Annotated in this window: 11 protein-coding genes and 1 tRNA gene; 11 read left to right on the top strand and 1 reads right to left on the bottom strand. The window is 36.3% G+C overall.

Going from position 1 to position 17,227, the window contains the following annotated elements:
* From ACKTTZ_RS01565 to ACKTTZ_RS01550, 4 genes are all read left to right on the top strand, one after another.
* On the top strand, nt 1-3,330 hold the full coding sequence (locus ACKTTZ_RS01565; protein ID WP_407847056.1) for a SusC/RagA family TonB-linked outer membrane protein: 3,330 nt from the start codon (nt 1-3) through the stop codon (nt 3,328-3,330).
* Nucleotides 3,331-3,342: 12 nt separating this feature from the next.
* The gene (locus tag ACKTTZ_RS01560) at nt 3,343-4,662 is read left to right on the top strand and encodes a RagB/SusD family nutrient uptake outer membrane protein (RefSeq protein ID WP_407847055.1); all 1,320 of its coding nucleotides are present in this window, start codon (nt 3,343-3,345) and stop codon (nt 4,660-4,662) included.
* 79 nt (nt 4,663-4,741) lie between these two features.
* Nucleotides 4,742-5,503: a LytTR family DNA-binding domain-containing protein gene (locus tag ACKTTZ_RS01555; RefSeq protein WP_034695168.1), complete on the top strand. Its 762-nt coding sequence runs from the start codon at nt 4,742-4,744 to the stop codon at nt 5,501-5,503.
* A 73-nt stretch (nt 5,504-5,576) separates the two neighbouring features.
* Nucleotides 5,577-6,266 (top strand): aldose epimerase family protein, encoded by a 690-nt coding sequence (locus ACKTTZ_RS01550; RefSeq protein ID WP_407849123.1) that lies wholly within the window; start codon nt 5,577-5,579, stop codon nt 6,264-6,266.
* Nucleotides 6,267-6,372: 106 nt separating this feature from the next.
* On the opposite strand, the gene ACKTTZ_RS01545 is transcribed toward ACKTTZ_RS01550, so the two are convergent.
* A tRNA-Phe gene (locus ACKTTZ_RS01545) sits at nt 6,373-6,445 on the bottom strand.
* A 544-nt stretch (nt 6,446-6,989) separates the two neighbouring features.
* On the opposite strand from ACKTTZ_RS01545, the gene tssD reads away from it, so the two are divergent.
* The 7 genes from tssD (at nt 6,990) to ACKTTZ_RS01510 (ending at nt 17,225) form a co-directional block, all read left to right on the top strand.
* The gene (gene tssD / locus ACKTTZ_RS01540; RefSeq protein WP_034695169.1) at nt 6,990-7,394 is read left to right on the top strand and encodes a type VI secretion system tube protein TssD; all 405 of its coding nucleotides are present in this window, start codon (nt 6,990-6,992) and stop codon (nt 7,392-7,394) included.
* A 127-nt stretch (nt 7,395-7,521) separates the two neighbouring features.
* Nucleotides 7,522-9,402 (top strand): type VI secretion system Vgr family protein, encoded by a 1,881-nt coding sequence (locus ACKTTZ_RS01535; RefSeq protein ID WP_253317014.1) that lies wholly within the window; start codon nt 7,522-7,524, stop codon nt 9,400-9,402.
* Nucleotide 9,403: 1 nt separating this feature from the next.
* Entirely contained in the window at nt 9,404-10,765 is a 1,362-nt protein-coding gene (locus tag ACKTTZ_RS01530; protein WP_253317013.1) for a hypothetical protein, read from the top strand.
* Between the two features lie 4 nt (nt 10,766-10,769).
* Complete coding sequence (locus tag ACKTTZ_RS01525; RefSeq protein WP_034695171.1) at nt 10,770-11,312, top strand: hypothetical protein; 543 nt, start codon at nt 10,770-10,772, stop codon at nt 11,310-11,312.
* Nucleotides 11,313-11,688: 376 nt separating this feature from the next.
* The gene (locus ACKTTZ_RS01520; protein ID WP_156106427.1) at nt 11,689-12,147 is read left to right on the top strand and encodes a hypothetical protein; all 459 of its coding nucleotides are present in this window, start codon (nt 11,689-11,691) and stop codon (nt 12,145-12,147) included.
* Between the two features lie 32 nt (nt 12,148-12,179).
* Nucleotides 12,180-12,974 (top strand): hypothetical protein, encoded by a 795-nt coding sequence (locus ACKTTZ_RS01515; RefSeq protein WP_407847054.1) that lies wholly within the window; start codon nt 12,180-12,182, stop codon nt 12,972-12,974.
* Nucleotides 12,975-12,992: 18 nt separating this feature from the next.
* Nucleotides 12,993-17,225, top strand: coding sequence for a hypothetical protein (locus ACKTTZ_RS01510; protein ID WP_407847053.1), 4,233 nt, complete (start codon nt 12,993-12,995; stop codon nt 17,223-17,225).
* Nucleotides 17,226-17,227: the final 2 nt, after the last annotated feature.

Below are 17,227 nucleotides of genomic sequence, written 5' to 3'. Positions count from 1 at the left end.
ATGAAAAAAACTCTAATACTTTTACCTCTTTTGGCTGCTAATATAGCAATGGCCCAGCAAAAGAAAACCATCACCGGGAAAATTGAAGATGCAAATTCGTCTCACATTATTACCGGTGCATCTATAAAAATCGAGACACAGTCGGTCTCTACAAAAACAGAATTAGAAGGAATTATCGAAAGTGTATCAGTAGGTACAGTGACAGATAAGGACGGAAAATTTATATTGGAAATCCCAGCCGATACAAAAACCGTATTGGTAAGTTATCCAGGTTATGAATCCAGAGTCATTCAGCTTAATGAAGGGCAGACTAACTATACCATCAGACTGACTTCTGAGGTTTCAGATAAAAATAAAATCCAGGAAGTCATCATCACCGGATATCAGAAAATTGAAAAGCGTAAACAGACCTCAGCGGTTTCTACAGTGAAAATGGACAACATCAGCCAGGCTGGTGTTGCCAGTGTAGATCAGATGCTGGCAGGGCAGATTGCCGGTGTGGCTGTAACTCCTGAAACGGGAGCTCCGGGAAGTCCGGCGAAGATCAGAATCAGAGGTACAGCTTCTCTTTCCGGTCCTCAGGATCCGCTATGGGTAATTGACGGTCTTCCGTTAGAAGGAAATGATGTTCCGAACTTTACGGATAAAGACAATATTGACCAGCTTCAGAACTTCTCTATCGCAGGTTTGAACCCTAACGATATTGAAGATATTACCATTCTTAAAGATGCTGCAGCAACAGCTATTTATGGTGCAAGAGCAGCCAATGGAGTTATCTCTATCACCACTAAAAAAGGAAAGAAAGGAAGTCTGAAACTGAATTTCTCAGCAGATACTTTTGTGACATCACGTCCTGACTTTGATAAATTAAACCTTTTAAATGCCTCTGAAAAAGTAGATCTGGAATTGATGCTTGCCAAGCGTGCAGATCTTACGTACCGTGCAGATAAAGGAGAAGTAATGAGAATTCTGACTCAGAACAGCCAGCTTGATGCTTTCAGAAACGGAGGTTTTGATGCGTTGAATTCATTGACTCGCCAACAGATTAACGGTTTAAGAAATAACAATACAGACTGGGGCAAACTGTTATACAGAAATGCCATCAACAAACAATACGGATTAAGTGTTTCCGGAGGAAGTGACCGCGCAGATTACTATTTCTCTCTGGGGTACTATGATGAAGAAGGAACAACTATCGGGACAGGTTTTAAGCGTTATAACCTGACTTTAAAAAACAACTACAAATTAAGCGATAAGTTAAATGCAGGAATCTCTATTTTCGGAACGCAAAGTGAACGTACCTCTTTTGTAACGGATGCTGATGCTTCAATAAACCCGGTTAACTATTCAAGAAATGCCAATCCATATCTGAGACCTTTTAATGCAGACGGAAGTTACAACTATGATAAAGATATGGATGGTTTTGAAGACCGTTATATTCCTTTCAACTTCCTGGAAGAAAGAGAGAATACCAACTATTCACTGAAAAATAACTCTTTGAAAGCGATTTTAGATTTAGAATATAAAGCTTCAAAAAGTTTAAGATTTACCTCTCAGTTAGGCCTTCAGTATGATGCTAATAAAACAGAGAAATTTGCAGCAGAGAATACCTACTTCACCAGAAAAATGAGAGAAAATACCCGTTACTATAAAGATGGTAAATACAATTACTTTCTACCGGCTGGTGCGGTAAAACAAAACTGGGATAATGATTTCTTCCAATACAATTGGAAATTGCAGGCAGCGTACAGCACAAAGATCAATAAGCATGAAATTGATTTGATGGCAGGTACAGAAATCCGTAAAACAGAAGATAACACGACTATCACGAGAGCTTTCGGATACGATCCTGCAACAAGAAGAGCCACAGCAATCGTTTTCCCGAGTTCAAGTTTTGCAGCGGACAAAAGATATGAAACCTACCGTGAAGCAGCTCCTATCGAAAATGCTTATGCTTCTATGTTTGCGACAGCGTCATATACTTACGATCAGAAATATACTTTCTTCGGAAGTGTAAGATATGATGGAACCAACCTTTTCGGGGTTAACAAAAAGTATAAATACCTTCCAATCTGGGCCGTTTCAGGATCATGGCTGGTAACGAAGGAAGACTTCATGAAAAATATTTCTGCAATCTCTAACCTTAGATTGAGAGCATCTTATGGTCTTCAGGGAAATATTGACAGAAACACCTCGCCATTCTTTATCGGTGAATACAATGATGCAACAATTCTTCCGGGAATAAAAGAAGGAGTCATCAATGTTATCAGCCCACCGAATGATAAATTGAGATGGGAAAAAACTACCAACACCAACGTTGGACTTGATTTAGGATTGTTCAATAACCGTGTAAGCCTTACTGCTGATGTCTACAGCAGAAAAGGTACGGATATGATCAGTATGAGAGAAACTCCTCTTGAAACGGGATTTGAATATACCATGATGAACTGGGGAAGTTTGACCAATAAAGGTTTTGAATTGGCCATATCTACCAGAAACATCAATCATGATAATTTCAAATGGACCACTACGATCAACTTTGCACACAACAAGAGTAGAGTATTAAGCGAACAGCCTCGCGAAAATGCTTTCCTTCCTTCAAGAGAAGGTTTGCCTGTAAATGCAGTTTTTGCTTTGAAGACCGCAGGAATGGATGAACACGGAAACCCATTGTTCTGGAAAGGAGACCAAAAGATTTCAGCAGCTGAATTCTTTAAATTATATGATGTGTATGCAGATTTCCTTCCGGGGCAGCTTGTAGATACCAAACTTTCAAATGCTGAGCTAAGAAGCTTGTTTACTTATGTAGGAGACAGAGATCCGAAGTTTACCGGAGGTATTATCAATACATTTAAAGTAAGTAATTTTGACCTTACCATCTCTGCAACATTCAACCTGAAGCAGACGGTAATGAGAACACCTTCTTACCGCGGTATGGAGCTGGACAGAGGAAGAAATTACACAAGAGATATTTATGAAGCCGGAGGTTCGCTTCCGGGAATTACAAGTCCTGATATGGACGCTAATCCGGACGGATGGATGGCGAATAAATGGTTTGCCGGAAACCGTTCCAATGCATACAGTTTACTGGATGTATGGGCGAAAGAGATCAGCTATATCAGAATCAGCAGTATCCGTTTGGGGTATACACTTCCTAAAGAATTTACAAACCCGATGGGAATCACAAGTTTGAGACTGAGTGTTGAAGGGCGTAACCTGTTTGTATTCAGTAACGGATATAGCGGATATTTTGATCCGGAAACGTATGGTAATATTTATGCACAGCCTATCACCAAGTCGGTAACCGTAGGATTTAATGTTTCTTTTTAAAACTTGAGAAAAATGAGAAAAATTACAGCAATCATAGCACTTGCAGCAATCAGCTTTATCAGTATCGGATGCGACAGGTTTTTAGATATTCAGCCTGAAGGAAAAGTGATTCCTACCACTGCTGAAGACTACAGAAAAGTACTTACATCTGCATATTCAAAATATCCTGTTCACAAATCACTGGTGGCACTTCGTACTGATGAGGTGAATATTGATGATAATTCAGCAGATTTTATTTCTAATCGTGAAATGGCAATGTGGAAAGATTCGAACTATGACTCTAATTCTGTGGAGCTTCCTTGGTTAAGCTTTTATAACGTAAACTTCTATCTGAATCAGATTATCAATGAAGGAAGCAAAACCATGCAGGATTCTCCGGAAAAGAACCAGATTTTAGCAGAAGCGTATGCCCTTCGTGCTTACCTGTATTTTGATATGGTGAATTTATACGGAAAGCCATACAACAGTGCTACGGCTTCTACAGACAGAGGAGTTCCTATCAATCTTGAAATTGATCTTGAGCAGGTATTGAAGCCATCTTCTGTACAGGAAGTATATGCACAGGTTCACGCAGACCTTAAAAAGGCTGAGGATCTGATGGTGGAGCAGAAGCAGGCACTGGGAGTCAATTATAGATTCTCAAAAACAGCATTGCTGGCATTTGAGGCAAGAGCTGCTCTATATGAAGGAGACTGGAATAAGGCTTTAAACTATGCAGATCAGGTATTGGCAGTAAAAGGAGATTTGAGCAATTTAAATACTGTCAACACACCACCCAACCATTATGCTTCTCCGGAGTCTATCATGGCTTTGGATAATACATGGGATAACTCTATAAAGAACTTATCTTTTGCATCTCCGGAATTGATTTCTTCATACAATTCTACTACAGATAAAAGGTTTGGCATGTATTTTGAAAAAAATGGTAGTAAGTATAAAGTCACCAAAGGAGGAAGCTTAGAATTTAAAGTATCTTTCAGAACAGCTGAACAGTACTTTATAAAATCTGAAGCATTATTAAAGTTGAATAAACTGGCAGAAGCTAAAGAAACACTTCTGAAAGTATTAAAAAACAGATATACTCCGGATGGATATACTTCAGTACAAAATGCAGTAAACTCAATGGATTCTGCAGCATTTATGACCTTTATTCTGGATGAGAGATTCAGAGAATTTGCTTTGGAAGGTCAAAGATGGTTCGACTTAAGAAGAGCAAATCAGAAAAAAATAAGCCACACGATTAGTGGTAAAGAGTATATTCTTCAGCAGAATGATCCGCGATATACCATTGAATATCCAATGAGTGCGAAGAAGAATAACCCTAATTTATAGAACTTCATATCAAATTCAATACAGAGGAAGCCGCTTGAACTTAATTGTTTCAGCGGTTTTTTTGTACTTTTGCATCGTTATGAAAATTGCCATTATAGAAGATGAGCTGCTGGCTGTGAATTATCTGAAAAATCTTTTAGATACACAGAACATTGTCCCTGTTACAGAGACTGTTATTCTTCGTTCCAAAAAACAGGCAATTGATTTCTTTGAGAAAGATTCGGCAGATCTTATTTTTATGGATATTCATCTTGGAGATGGAATGAGCCTGGAAATTTTTGAACAGATAGAGCTTTTTACCCCGATTATTTTCATTACTGCATTTGATGAATACGCGATGAGGGTTTTCAGACATTTCACCATTGATTATCTTCTGAAGCCTTTCGAGGAAGAAGATTTGCATAAAGCTTTACAAAAATTTATTTCCATAAGAAATAATTTCGACCCTGAACCGGTTCTTAAGTCTATTTCATCCCTTCGACAGGCAGGCGATGAGGTCATGAAACGTTTTATGGTAAGAGAGGGGAATAAACTCAAATCAATAGATGAACATAACGCCGCTTATTTTTTTGCCTCCGGGAAATACCTTTTCCTCACTACTAAAGATCATCAGACCTATATTTATGATGATACCATTAAAGATATTATTCAAAAGCTGAATCCTGAAATTTTCTTTAAAATAAACCGCAAGTTTATCATTAATAAAGACGCAGTTTCAGAAATTATCAAACATTCCAGCCAGAAAGTAGAACTTAGGCTCTCACCGGAACCGGAAGTGAATACTGAAATTTTTATCAGTAAAATGCAAATCGCCGAATGTTTAAGCTGGCTGAATAAGTAATTTTTTACATTTCGATCTTTTTGTGATTAATAAATCTCAAATGTGAAAATTATTAATCAAAACAATATAAAACATCTACTACACCGATACTACATCATTTTTTCAATACACTTCTCCTGACGGGGAAGAGGGTTATCCTGGTACAGAATCTGTAACGGTAACTTATTCCATTAGTGAAAATAATGAATTACGGTTAGATTATTCAGGGACAACAGACCAGGAAACTATACTCAATCTGGTAAACCATTCTTATTTTAACTTGGCGGGAGAGGGAAGTGGAACAATAAATAACCATCAATTGCAGATTGAGGCTGATTTTTACACTCCTCTTACAAAAAACCTTGAACCGACAGGTGAAATTTTAACTGTAAAAAATACTCCGTTTGATTTTACTTTCATAACAGGTATTGGAGACAGAATTGATACGGATCATGATCAGCTTACGATTGGAAAAGGATATGATCATAATTTTGTTTTAAGACACCCTATGCATCGTTTAGATTTAGTAGCTACTGTTATAGAACCGCTGTCAGGGAGAAAAATGGAAATATTTACCACTATGCCGGGTTTGCAGTTATATACTGCTAATTGGATAAAAAATATAAAAGGAAAAGAAGATCACCTATACCAGGAAAGAGAGGCGTTTTGTTTGGAAACACAGAATTTTCCCGATGTAATTAACCAATCCCATTTTCCATCACCAATACTGACGCCTAATAATGTATATAAGCATTCAACTATTTACAAATTCTCAATTCATTAACATCAAATCAGATTTAACAGTTGATAAATCCCAAGTTTAGAGATTGCTGAAAAGAAGTTATATTAAAAAACAAAAAAACCTCTAAAATAAATTAGAGGTTTTGAAGTGGTTTCTCCAGGAATCGAACCAGGGACACATGGATTTTCAATCCATTGCTCTACCAACTGAGCTAAGAAACCATTTATGTTTTCGTTTATTACTTCGTTGTTTTAAAGTGATGCAAAAGTATAATATTTTATAATACCACGCAAGTTTTTTTGATTAATTTTTTTGAATAAATATGCTGGTATAGCTGGATTGTAGTTTTAATCTATTGTTCGTCAGTATTTTGGTGTATTTATTTTTTTTCTGTTTTTTTTTTTGAATATAATGTTCAACGAGCCTTATTAAAAGATTTTCAGCTCTGATATCTAGATTTTTTCTCAAAAAATGTTGTACTTACAAAGGATGGAGCGGAAGATTTTTCTACAGGATTACTTTGGAGTTAAATTGTTGCCCCTTCAAACAATTTTAAACAGACCATAAAATAATCCTGTTTTTAGTTATGAAAAACAGCAAACACTTGATTTATAACACATAATTAACCTAACAAGTGTTAGTCGTACTATTACTACATTTTTTTAAATTTAATAATAAACGCTATTTGTTTTTTGCAAATACATCTATATTTGGTGATATAGAAAGCAAACAATCACAATACATTAACCATTAAAATTTACAATCATGGCAGAAAGAAATTCAAGAGGAATTTTAAAATTCAACAACGGAGAAGGACAAAAGCTATTAAAACTTAACTATAGCGTATCAAGAGCTACAGACGTATCAGGGCGTGTAGCATCAGATCCTTCCAACGCGCTTATCAAAATTACAGTGGAAGCTACTGATAAATCAGACATCCTGGAAAGTTTACTGAACGGAAAGTATAAGCCTACTGTAGGAGAGATTACTTTCAACAAATCTCACGAAGAAGGAACATTAACAACATTGAAGTGGAACAATGGTTATGTAATCCAGCATGAGGTAGATTTCGATGCTGTAGATGACAACAGTATGTATATCAGTTTTGTGGTAAGTGCAGAACAGATAGATCTGGGGAATTCTTCTTACTTCGGAGCATGGCCTTCTTAAGCATATTCAGAATTTAAATATCAGGCAGAATAGTACATCCGTTTCAAGGGAAGCTGTTCTGCCTTTTTTAACCTTATAGAACGACTGTTTATTCCAAATAAAGTTCTGAAAAAAACACCTAATCACTATGAATAAAAATGCCTCGAATTCCGATAAGATTTCTGAGAATCATATTCCCGGAATCAACCGTGTGGTAAAACTGGATATTGTGATTGAAGGCAAAATAATCAAACACTTCAAGCATTTCCGCCTACAGCAAAGTGCGAGACGCCATCACAATTTTGAACTTATTCTGGCCCATGATTCTCTTGGGGAAGCTCAAAACCACACACTGGAACAAGCCCGTCAGTTTTTGGGAAAAAGAATTACCATTGTTTTCAAATATAAAGATTATGAAAGTGAAAGCCCGGAAAGAACTTTTGTAGGAGTAATCACCAAAGCCGCATTCAGCCAGGAAAAAATGAGTCTGGGAAATATTGTCCTGAGAGGCCAAAGCCCTACCATTTTGATGGATGCTGCTCCCCATACTCAAAGTTTTGGAGGTGATCAGACCGTTAATACAGGAATTATTGCCAACAAAATACTTAAAGAAGCTCTGGGAACAGAAAAATTTGATTTCAGAGTAGATACACAGAATAAAAGCTATATCAATTATAGCTCACAATATAACGAGACCCATTATAACTATCTTGCAAGAACAGCCGAAGCCTACGGAGAACAGTTTTACTATGATGGGGAAGTACTTCATTTCGGAAAACTTCCACCTTCGGAAAAACCGATCAAGCTTGTTTATGGAAGCAATGCTACAGATGTTCAGGTAGAACTGAATGCTGTTCATACCAATCCTCAGTTTTTTGGATATAACAGCAGCAGTCATACTAAAATGGAGGGCTCAGAAAATAATATCAGGCATCTGGGAGAAATCCCTTCAAAAGCTTATGAGCTTAACAATACCATCTTTAAAACACCTTCTCTGTCTCCCGTACCTATCAATGCCAATATGTTTGTGGATGTAAGCGATTCTCAGAAAAGTGCCGCCGGAAGTGCCGCTGTGGAAGTATTTACAGTGGCAGGAAATACTACGGTTCCTTTTCTGTATCCAGGTTGCCTTGCTGATATGGAAATGCGAAAGCCTGACACCAGCCAGACTTCTTATTTTACAAAACTTACTATTACGGAGGTGACTCATGAAGTCAACGCCAGAGGATATTATAACGGTAGTTTTGAAGCGATTGCTGAAGGAACAGGTTTTATGCCAAAACCGGATTTTATACAACCCAAGGCCGAGCCACAGGTTGCCACTGTTATTTCCAATACAGATCCCCTTAACCAGGGAAGAATACAGGTAAGATTCGACTGGCAGAAAAATCCGGATACCACCCATTTTATCAGAATGATGAGCCCTGATGCAGGAGGTACAGATATGATCACTCAAAACAGAGGTTTTGTAGCTGTGCCGGAAGTAGGAGATCAGGTAATGGTCGGTTTTGAATACCATCATCCCGATTTTCCCTTTGCTATGGGAGGAATGTTCCACGGACAGGTTGCATTGGGAGGAAGCATTAATAATCACCTTAAATCTATTCAGACAAGAAGTGGTAATAAAGTGATTTTTAACGATCAGGAAGGAAGCATCTTTATTGAAGATCCTAGTGGAAATACTTATCTCATGGACGGAAAGGGGAATATTGTGGTGAATGCGCCCAAAAATATCACCTTCACAGCCGGAGAAAATGTGCAGATCAATGCCGGGAAAAACATTATTGCTTCTGCCCAGAGGAATATAAATATTATGGCTGGAGAAGATATCACTGAAACGGCTAATGATGATTATAATCTGATAGCAAGCAATATTATTGAAACCGCAGAGGCTGGCAGAAAATCTACTGCTAAAAATATTACAGAGAATATGGAAGCAGGTTCTTACATCAGTACAAAAGATGCCATTAATGTAGAAAGTGCCAAGGAAGTGCTTATCAATAGTGGTAAACAGGTAAAAATGCAGTAATATGGCAGGCGAAGGCGGAAATATCGTACGAAATGTCTTTGGTAGATCTTACAAGGAAGCAGAGCATATTATGAAAGATGCTTCCAAAGGAACTCTGGATTTTAAATCTCCTCAGGAAAACACCTTTTATGGGAAAAAAGGAGGAAAGAAATTTGATGAATATCAGGAGAAAGAGCAAACAAAGCCATTACAGGTAAAGGCTGTAAAATGCTATGAAGATTTTGCATGTACAAAAGAGATTAAAATTATAGAAAAAGGGAAAAGTTATTTTTTTAAAGCCATTCAATACAACAGAACGCCAACAAAATCAGAATTGAAGAGTCTTAAATGGGCGATACAATATGATGATACCAATATAGCTAATGCACCACAGGTAACGGGTGAAGAGAAGATTTCTTATGCTGTACCGAAGGATAGAAATATTGCTAAATTGAGAGTGTATGCCTTTTTTAAAGAATATAGCCCGAATGTAAAAGCAGAAGTATATTTAATAAAAGAAGAGGTAGTAATAATTATAGGTACTGAGCAGCACTCGACAAATATTGCAAATAAGCTAATGTTTCCCGGGGAAGCAGTCAGAAAAGTTCGTACTAAATATCCTAATTACCCTTTTGTTAAGGTAGCCTTATTTACTGATGGATATTCCGAAAATCAGTTGTCAACAATAACAAATGATTTAATTAAGCATAATAAGAGCTTAACAGTGATAAGAGTTACTACAATAGATGATGTTGTTAATATTATTAATTCTGGAAATAGGGATAGTACAGCTTTTGATAATAAAAGAAGAGTTAAGGAAATTTTTGCATATTCACATGGTTATGTAAGAAATACAACAAATGAAGGAGTAATAGCATTTGGGTACGAAGGTAAAGGCGCTGAGAAGCAGGAACTTGATGCCAAGAGCTTTTCAAAAGTTAATCCAGCTGTTTTTTTAGATGGAAACACATCTGTATTTTATTCTTATGCATGCAGAACTGGTATCGGAACAAGTTCGGAGACAACTACAAATGCTTTTAAAGATAAAAGCTTGGCACAAAAAATGGCTAATCATGGTAAAATAACAGTCTATGGCTATATGAGGAGATCACTATATGAAGATGCATGGGGAACACAGAATCATAGGGATACTTATGCTTCTGATCATGATGAGGGAGGTTCAACTTGGGAAAATTTTAAAACAGATTTAAAAGATACATATCAGTCGGATCCAAATGATATGGATACTTACAATAAATACAGGAAAAAAGAAATAAAATTAGATAAAGCAATCTGGAACCCGGATGGAGCATATTTGGATGTAAAAGCAGGTACCTGGCCGGTAGGTGTCCCAGCAACTTATGAAAAATTTTTACCAAAATAATATTATGAAAATAAAAACTCTTCTCACATTAATTTTTACAACTCTAATCTTAATAAGCTGTAATAAAAGTAAGGATCTGGGTGGATATAGAGAAAATTATAGTTTAGAAAATGACTCTATCACTAGTGATACAATTGCATTTAAAAATTTTGTAGGAGAAATTCCCCAATTATTTAATAAAAATGTACATCAACTTAGCAAGAAAATAACCTTTAAAATAAACCATTCAGATGGTATTGATCTGAAAGGAAATAAGATATTAATCAGTTTGGAAAATGAAAACATTTATTTTGGAGATTATAATCAGGATATAACAGTCAATGTTGGCTATGATCAACCCTATTATGCAAGTTTAAGGTTTTATATTATAAGTGATAAAAATAAAACCATTAATAAATTTACTTCAGATCTTCATTATCCAATTTTTAAAAAACAATATGATGAAATAGATGTTAAGCTTCTATCTGACTCAAAAAAGATATATAATGATTTAGAAACATCTTATGAAATAACTAATATTCCAGATGAAATAGCTGAAAAGAAATAGAATGATAATTGATAAAAGATCTAAGATAGCCATCGGAATTATAGTGTTTCTTGAGCTTCTATTTTTAGCAAGAGCGTATATTATTCATTCCTTTTATAAAAATGATGAATTGTATGGAGATGGTATTCCTGATATTGCTAAATATGATAAAGAATTTTTATCAACAGTGATATATTCTGTTTTGATAATGTTTTTTTTATCAGTTATAAGTATTCTAATTTTTAAAAGAAAGCAAAAATGATATTAATATAAAAATGAAAAAGCAGAGAAGATCATCTTCGTAATATGGGCAGAAGAAGGCCGGGAGAATATTAAATGATTAACGATTAAACCTAATAGGGATTACAAAAAAATGAAGTATTTGCAATCTATAAAAATGATCACGATAGTATGCTTTCTTTTAATAGCCTTGAGCTGTGACAAGAAACGGAATGACTTTATTCCTCTTGAGCATATGACTTTTACCAATGCTTATTATAAAAATGCTGTCAAGATTTCATACTATATTCTTGTAGACAATCCGGAACCTACTGAAAATGTTCTGAAAAAAGAAATTATAAAGTATGTAGAAAACAGATTGAAAAGCAATAAAGTTCTTACAAAGCCGGAAACCTCCTCACTCAACTTTGTTTTTTACAGAAAAACGGATAATACTTCATATTTTATAACCAATAAAGAAAGTGCCGGAGAGCTGTTAGGAGAAGAAATATCACATTATCAGCAGGATTTTATAGCCAATTATGTGGTAAGCAAATGTGGAAAAGGAACAATAGAGAAAATATACCTCTACAATCTGCCGGAAGAGACGGTGGCAAATAAAAACTGTGATAAATAGTGTCGTGTATTTTTTCTAAATAATAATCCCATATGGTAGAAACAAGAGTAAAGCCTTTTCAGAAATATACATCAGGAATCCATCATTATCAGGTGGAAAATGCTCTTGAAATACAGTTTGGAGAAACAAAAGGATTTTATTCATCTTTTAACATTACCCTTCAGGAAAAGGTAAATGAAGATCTCACCAAAAGCTGGCTGATAGAAAAAGTAGAAGATTCCCCTTTTCCATCAGAAAATAAATTCATGGAAATCCTGTATGCGCTGGAAAAAAGCTCTTATCCTTTGGAAATACAGGTAGATGAAAAAGGGAACTTTCTAGGCGCTGCAGATCATCAGAAAAATATAGAAAACTGGAAACTCAAAACATCAAACCTTCAGGAAAAGTATCAAAATGTAGAGGTTTTCAGAAGTCAATACTTATCAGCGCTTGAAGATGAAGCCGGTTTTTATAAAAATAAGCTCAAAGAACCCTTTTGGAATCTTCTTTTGTTTGCTCCTTATTATGTAGACAACGGAGGAAAAAATGAAGAATCCATGGTATGGAATATCAAAGGAATCGGAGATGTAGAATGCCACGGAATTATCAGTGCAGAGCAAAGGGAATATGGCTTTGAGGCTTTCTTTGCTTCTGAAATTAAAATTCCGGAAACAATAAAAAAAGAATTAGATACAAAATACCTGTATCAGGCAGGGCAGTATCACATAAGATTGCATATAGAAATGGAATACAATTCTCACAAAAAACAGTATTCCAAAAAGAAAGCTGACTTTATATTGTCAGATGGAGAAAAAACAGTATACCGGGAAACGATCACAATGACTTAAACTTTATGAACAAATGACATGGCGGATAAAGGATACATCATTATAGAAGGAGCCACTGCGTACTGCAGCAGTTCTGTAACCAACAACTCCAATGGGACAGCCGTTCCCATGGAAGTAAAAAGCCAGAAAAAAAAGCTGGGCAAAAACAAATATTTTGCACAGAATAAACCTGTAGCTACCTATCTTGATGATAAAGCAGACAGTTTCGGAGGGGGAAACGGATTCGGAAACTGTAAAGGATCAGATGGGAAAACCTATCCATGCAAAGGCAAGTGTAATATCAAATATAAAGACTATTACGAAAATGTAGAATTCAACAAGAGTATGAAAATCCTGTTGGATGCTTCTACTGGAAACTGTCCGGGATATGGTGTTCCGGGAACTATCGCTTTTGCAACCACCGGGCAGGCCAACAATGTTTCACGGATCGATGTGAAAGAAGCCGATGAGTTTTCCGTAGCCAATACTTCCCCGCAATGGCCTTCATCTTCCGCTTCTGAGGCAAGTATAGCAGTATCATCAATTTCAATGATAAGACCGATACCAACGGATAAACTTAATGGTACTTACTATTATATCAAAGGAATGAATGGCCCGCTTCTTCCTATTATGAATCCTTTTGGCGGAGATAATCTTGATCTGAAAGCTCTGTTCAAAGGCGATGAGAAGAAAATTATCTGGGCACTTTTTAAAGGAGAAGGAACAAAAGATAAAATAAAAACATTTATCGGATTGGGAAGCAATTTCAGTCAATCCATGAGTAAAATATTCGATGGACTTACAGAAGGGAAGTACAGACTGGAAGCTTATGGTAAAAAAGCAGGTGATGCCAAATGCTCTCTCAATGTGGAAGTCGTACAGGATTTTGTAAAGAAAATTGTCAGTCCGGGTTCTTCAACTTTAATTAATATTCCTCTGCCGCTATCCATTGAACGTAAGCTCAACAGTACAACAGATCAGGCAAAAATATTAAACAGAGGATTCTTTATGCCGGTAAATACTGTTCACTGGACTGTAAAACAAGGAACAGCAGTACTGTATAACAGTTCTTCCGGAGCTTCTTCTTCACATCTTGTTTCCGTTACAGGTGCAGGTGATCGTGTTATTCTCACTTTTAAAAATGCAGGTAAATATACAGTTGAAGCCTTTACAGATCCTACCGACCCCAAGCCGCAGTCTGTAGAAATTAAAATCGAAAACAGTCTGGGAGTAATGGGAGTCAAAGGAGAACCTGGTTTGGTGAGATTCAGTGATACTATCAAAGTGCAGGCTTCGAAGTTTAATGTTAATTATATGCCTTCAGGGACTTCTGTATATTGGTATCTTAAAAAAGAAGGAGTAGGAAGAGTTGCTTTATTTGAAAATTCACCTTCTTTCAAAACAGGAACAATTAATAAAAAGGTAGCTGAATTGCTTTATAATGATGCAAAACTGGCCAGTAATCAATATTTTGGAAAATATATACTTGAAGCCTATGCTAATCCGTTAGGAACTGGAAAACAGCCCGGATTTTCCGGATCAGACTGTTTTAATTTTGAGGTGATTCAAAATGTCATAGATAAATTTACCCTTCCGGCTGCCAATATTCCGAAAGGAACAAAAATAAAATATACAGCAACGGCAAGAATTGCTACGCTGGCAGGCAATGAAGCCATCAAAATAGAAGTTCCGGATAAAGTGACCAATAACGGAGACGGAACCATTACATTCAATGATCTCGGAGAATATACTATTTCGGCTTATTTAACAGGAGATTATACTGATGGAAAGAAAATAGAAGCGAAAGTAAAAGTTTCTGAACCTGCTGTAAAAAGAGCACTTTGGGCCTATGGAACTGGTGTGAAACGTACTGAAACCGGATTTGGAGAAGAAACGTATGGATTTATTGAGATTGATGGACTTCAGAATCAGGCTTTAAAAGTAAAAATCTGGGTAAAAGGTGAAGGTGATGATTTCTATAAAGAGAAAGACAAATACATGCTGGAGGAGAAAACAGTTACGTTGAACAATGAAGGCAAAGCTTCTTTCCTTATTACCACCAATGATGATTACAAGAAAAAATTGCTGGCGGCTATACCAAAAACAACAGAAAATCCCAATCCGTCTTACCGAATCGTATTTACGGTAGAGCTTCAGGCAAGTTCATCTGCGGATATTGTACTTCCGGGTAACATTACCATTCAGGGAACGAAGCCTGTGGTGGTAGACAGTGCTACAACTTATCTGGAAGTTTTAGATTCCAATGAAGAACTGGTCATCACTTCCGAGCAGAAAATTGTTTCCATTATGTTCTCTACTGAGGATGGTAAAGATATTCAGCGTATGCAGACTTTCTATGGCAAAACCCATAAACTTTGGGTACATACCGTTAATATGACTGAAGAAGTTCTGAAGATTGATGTTTTGAAGGAGATTCCCAAAGAAGGCTTAAACGAAAAAGATCATATCACCTATACCCACGAAAGTAAGCAAAGTTATAACGAGGAAAAAACAGGTAAAGACGGTCTTTTGGAAGTTTCCTTTACAGCAAAAGAAGAATGGAAAAATCCACCGAAAAACTTTGATTACTACATTGCTCAGGTTTCCCGTCAGGTTCAGGATCCCGCTGATCCCAAAAAGAAAGTCTGGAAAATAGAAAAAAGCCAGTTGACAATCAATAGTACGCTTCCTGCTGATCTTGTCAGAACGGAGGATATGGAAAAACTGGGAATTAAAGCGTATAAAAAAGATGGAACAGCATTTACTCAGCAAGAGATGTTGGAGTTGCGTAAGCAATTTATTTTCTACGAGAGTGGTTGTCTCAAAGTATCTCAGAAAGAGACACCGGAGGCTATTGAGAATGATGTGATGCCTGTGGTTGTGGAAATGGCGGAGGTGAAGAGGGATGGCGAAAGCGGTTGTCCACGGTGTAAAGCAGAAATTACAATTGATATTCTCAAAAAAGTATACAAAAATGCAAAAAATGAGGATCTTCAGGAATTAGCGCTAACTTTAAATAAATACAGAAATATCTTTGAACTCAATACATGTGCAAGAAAAGCTCATTTTTTTGCGCAATCATTACAAGAAGCAGGAACAAATTTAAAAGGAGGTCTTCATGGGGAAAGTTTAGATTATGCCGCAGAAGATCTTCCAAAACACTTTAAGAACTTCAGGGCAAATCCTGAACTGGGAAAACAAAGCCCCCCAAATGATCTGGCTTATGAGTATGGTAGAAGTTCCAAAAACGGTTATAAATCTAATGAAAAAAAGATCGCAGAAATAGCATATGGAGGAAGACTTGGGAATGAATCAGTTGATGATACTTGGAACTTTAGGGGCAGAGGATTATTACAAATAACAGGAAAAGGTAATTATAAAGAAATTCAGAAGAAAATAGATGAAAAAGCTAGTGACTCTGGTGTTACAATTGTTGATGGAGTAGATAGAGATTATACGCCTAAGGAAGCTGCAATAACTGGGATGGCAGATTGGTATAAGGATTCTATGTATTTGAAAGCTGATGATACAGGTAAATCAGCTGATGATGTAGTAGTAGATTCTATTATTGATATTTTAAATAAGCTTACACCATCAAGGCTGAACCGTAAAATCTGGTATCGTGGAGGTAAGCTAGGTAACTGGGAAGTTAAATCTGGTGATTCTATGAAATCTGTATTTAAGGTAGAAGAATGTGGTAAAGGTACAGAATTAAATTTGGTAGGAGATGCTCCATGGTTCCAGGTTGCCTGGAAAGAATATGAAAAATATAAAGGATTAAGGGAAATAGATAGTCCTTTAAAAGAAAAGATCACAGAATATTTTGATGTGTCTTCTGCTGCAGGGCTAGGCTATGATTATACAAATCCTTGGTGTGGGGCATTTCTAGCATGGTGTTTCGATCAAACTCAGGATTATAAAAGGATTAATACTGCCAAAAGTGCTGCAGCTTTTGGGTGGAAAGGAAGTACATGGGAAAATGGAGAAGATTGTGAAGCTTTTGTAGGAGCTTTAATAGTTTTTGATTTCTCACACGTGGCATTAATAGCTGGTGAAAATTTAGATGGAACAAGATATGTATATTTGGGAGGAAATCAGGGGAATGGCGAAAAAACAGCAGGGCATCAAAAAATAATTTTGGGCTCTGTTGATAAAAAGAGTAAATCAATTATTGCGATTACTAAACCTAAAAAATATACAATATCTGAAAAAGACAAACAACTTCCAAAGTATGATGTAAATGCTGAAAACTCTAAAGAAAGTTCCAGATAATA

It is taken from the genome of Chryseobacterium sp. KCF3-3, assembly GCF_045865955.1.
GTDB lineage: Bacteria > Bacteroidota > Bacteroidia > Flavobacteriales > Weeksellaceae > Chryseobacterium.
Note: the sequence above shows the minus strand (reverse complement) of the source record. Positions and strands in the feature narration are given on the sequence as shown.

Bases quoted from the DNA above. Each gene is read 5' to 3' on its own strand.
- ACKTTZ_RS01530 (WP_253317013.1), top strand. From the start codon at position 9,404: ATGGCAGGCGAAGGCGGAAATATCGTACGAAATGTCTTTGGTAGATCT.
- ACKTTZ_RS01510 (WP_407847053.1), top strand. From the start codon at position 12,993: ATGGCGGATAAAGGATACATCATTATAGAAGGAGCCACTGCGTACTGC.
- ACKTTZ_RS01520 (WP_156106427.1), top strand. From the start codon at position 11,689: ATGATCACGATAGTATGCTTTCTTTTAATAGCCTTGAGCTGTGACAAG.
- ACKTTZ_RS01525 (WP_034695171.1), top strand. From the start codon at position 10,770: ATGAAAATAAAAACTCTTCTCACATTAATTTTTACAACTCTAATCTTA.
- ACKTTZ_RS01565 (WP_407847056.1), top strand. From the start codon at position 1: ATGAAAAAAACTCTAATACTTTTACCTCTTTTGGCTGCTAATATAGCA.
- ACKTTZ_RS01555 (WP_034695168.1), top strand. From the start codon at position 4,742: ATGAAAATTGCCATTATAGAAGATGAGCTGCTGGCTGTGAATTATCTG.
- ACKTTZ_RS01560 (WP_407847055.1), top strand. From the start codon at position 3,343: ATGAGAAAAATTACAGCAATCATAGCACTTGCAGCAATCAGCTTTATC.
- tssD (WP_034695169.1), top strand. From the start codon at position 6,990: ATGGCAGAAAGAAATTCAAGAGGAATTTTAAAATTCAACAACGGAGAA.
- ACKTTZ_RS01515 (WP_407847054.1), top strand. From the start codon at position 12,180: ATGGTAGAAACAAGAGTAAAGCCTTTTCAGAAATATACATCAGGAATC.
- ACKTTZ_RS01535 (WP_253317014.1), top strand. From the start codon at position 7,522: ATGAATAAAAATGCCTCGAATTCCGATAAGATTTCTGAGAATCATATT.